2 protein-coding genes are annotated in these 2,667 nt (G+C 70.1%); both read left to right on the top strand.

All coding sequences use genetic code 11. From position 1 onward, the window contains the following. On the top strand, positions 1-1,175 hold a 1,175-nt coding region (locus G3N99_RS38220), incomplete at its 5' end, for a PLP-dependent aminotransferase family protein (RefSeq protein WP_206124968.1). Positions 1,176-1,618: 443 nt separating this feature from the next. Further along, positions 1,619-2,667, top strand: a 1,049-nt coding sequence (locus G3N99_RS38215; RefSeq protein WP_206124967.1) for a trypsin-like peptidase domain-containing protein, incomplete at its 3' end; no start/stop codon positions are given.

Raw genomic sequence — 2,667 nt, 5'->3', positions numbered from 1 at the left:
GCCGGCGTGCCGCGCCGCCGGCCGTCGCGCAGCGGCTCGGCCGGATTCGCCCGAGCCGCATCGGCACCGGCGAATCGGAGGGCTTCCGGCCGGGCGTGCCCGCGCTCACGCATTTCCCGGCGGACGCGTGGCGCCATGCGATCGACCGCGCGCTGCGTCGCGCCGGCCGCGACCTGCTCGGCTATGGCGATCCGCTCGGCGAGCGCGCGCTGCGCGAATCGATCGCGCGCCATCTGGCCGTGACGCGCGGCGTGCGCTGCGATCCCGAGCAGATCGTGATCACCGAAGGCGCACAGGGCGCGATCGCGCTGTGCGCGCAGTTGCTGACGAACCCGGGCGATACGGTGTGGGTCGAGGAGCCCGGCTATCGCGGCGCGCGCACCGCGATGCAGGCGGCCGACCTCGACGTCGTGCCGATGCCGGTCGACGCGGAAGGGCTGCGGGTCGAAGAGGACGACTGGCGCGAGCGGACGCCGCGCCTCGTCTATACGACGCCGTCGAACCAGTTCCCGACTGGCGCCGTGCTGTCGATCTCGCGCCGGCTCGCGCTGATCGATGCCGCGCGCCGGCATCGCGCGTGGATCATCGAGGACGACTACGACAGCGAATTCCGTCACACCGGCGAGCCGATCGGCGCGATGCACGGGCTCGCGCCCGATTCGCCCGTCGTCTATCTCGGCTCGTTCAGCAAGACGATGTTTCCGGCGCTGCGGATCGGTTTTCTCGTGCTGCCCGACGCGTTGCTGGCGGCAGTGCGGCCGGTGTTGCCGGAGATGCTGCGCGGCGGGACGCGCCACGTGCAGCTCGCGCTGGCCGATTTCATCGAGACGGGCGAGTACGGCCGCCATCTCGGTCGCATGCGCCGGCTGTATCGCGACCGGCGGCGGTTGCTGCTCGCCGCGCTCGACGGCAACCTGAGCGTGCCGCATCAGATCGAGGGCGGGCCGTGCGGGCTGCATCTCGCGCTGCGGCTGCCGGCGCGCTACCGCGATCGTGCAATCGTCGACGCGGCGCGCGCGCATGGCATCGGGCCGTTTCCGTTGTCGGGTTTTTCGATCGATGCGGCATCGGCGGGTAACGGGCTCGTGCTCGGTTTCGGCAATACGTCGGCCGACGCGTTCGAGCCGATGTTGCGGATGCTGTCGGCGATCGCGGAGCGGGTGGGCGGGGCGTGATGGGCGGGTGGCGGGGCGCGCGGGTTACGTCACCCGTTGGCGGTGATTTCCGCTACCGTATCGCTGCGATTTCACTTCGGGATCCCGACAAGAGCATCGAGTCTTGAATGCGCGAGCTGGATCGGTGAGGGCGGGCGATCGCTCGCCTCTCGAAGAGGCGTCGACCTCCAGGTAGAGCGAAGGTGTGCGTGCATGGCGTTGCCCGCCACGAACCGCCCGCTCCCACGCACGACAATCGGACTTGTGCGGATTGACGAATCGCGCACTTTGTTCGAAACGGCCACCGTCGCGGCTCCGCGCCTGCCGTACCGCCCGGCATTCGGGTTTCGATTCGTATGTTCGAACAGGCCGCGTGGACTATAAATGGATGCGTGTACCGGTGCTTGTCGGGCGCCTGCGCGTCTCGCGCAGGTCGGCGCCGCGACTCCCGGGGGAGGTGCACTGTGGTTCGCCAGACGCTTGCTCGCGCCGTGCTTCGCACCGCGTTGATCGGGGGCGTGTTTGCCGGCTGTTTGCTGCCGCCGCCGGCCGCCCTTGCCGGAACCCTCGCGCCGCCCGTCACGCCACATCCGATGAAGCAACGGCCGGCCGCGACGCCTTATGCGATGCCGGTCGATTTTCCGGCGATCGTCGACCGCTACGGCCCGGCAGTCGTGACCATCATGACCGCCGCACCCGACCAGCAGGCCGGCGGGCCATCCTTCACGATCCTCGATCCCGACGATCCGCTCGCCGCGTTCTTCCGGCACGACGCACCGCCGCCCGCGCAAGGCCCGCAGGGGCAAACGCAGGCGCAACCCCAGCCACAGGCTCCGGCACCCGACACGGCGCCGCGCGCGGTATCGGGCAGCGGCTCGGGTTTCATCGTCAGCGCCGACGGCCTGATCCTCACGTCCGCCCACGTGGTCGACGATGCGACCGACGTGACGGTGCGGCTCACCGACCGCCGCGAATTCAAGGCGACCGTGCTGGCCGTCGATCCGCAAAGCGATGTCGCCGTGCTGCGTGTCAACGCAACGAAGCTGCCATTCGTGCGCGTCGGCGATTCGTCGAAGGTACGCGCGGGCGAACCGGTGATGACGATCGGTGCGCCGGACGGATCGGGCAACACGGTCACGGCCGGCATCGTCAGCGCGACGTCGCACCGGCTGCCGGACGGCAGCGCGTTCCCGTTCTTCGAAACCGACATCGCGCCGAACCCCGACAACTCGGGCGGCCCCGTGTTCAATCGCGCGGGCGACGTGATCGGCATCGCGGTGCAGGTCTATACGGGCGCCGACCGCTACGCGAGCATGACGTTCGCGATCCCGATCGCGTTTGCCGCAAAGGTGCGTGCGCAACTGCAGAAGCAGATGCAGGCGCAGCAGTCCCAGGCGCCGGATGCGTCGTCGCCGGGCAATGCGATCGGCGTCGACGTGCAGGATGTCGGCATCGGGCTCGCCGCGGCGTTCGGGCTGCCGCGTCCCGCGGGCGCACTCGTCAACGGCGTCGG

This window comes from Burkholderia sp. Ac-20392, assembly GCF_017104585.1.
GTDB lineage: Bacteria > Pseudomonadota > Gammaproteobacteria > Burkholderiales > Burkholderiaceae > Burkholderia > Burkholderia lata.
This window is presented reverse-complemented; position numbering and strand designations above follow the sequence as displayed.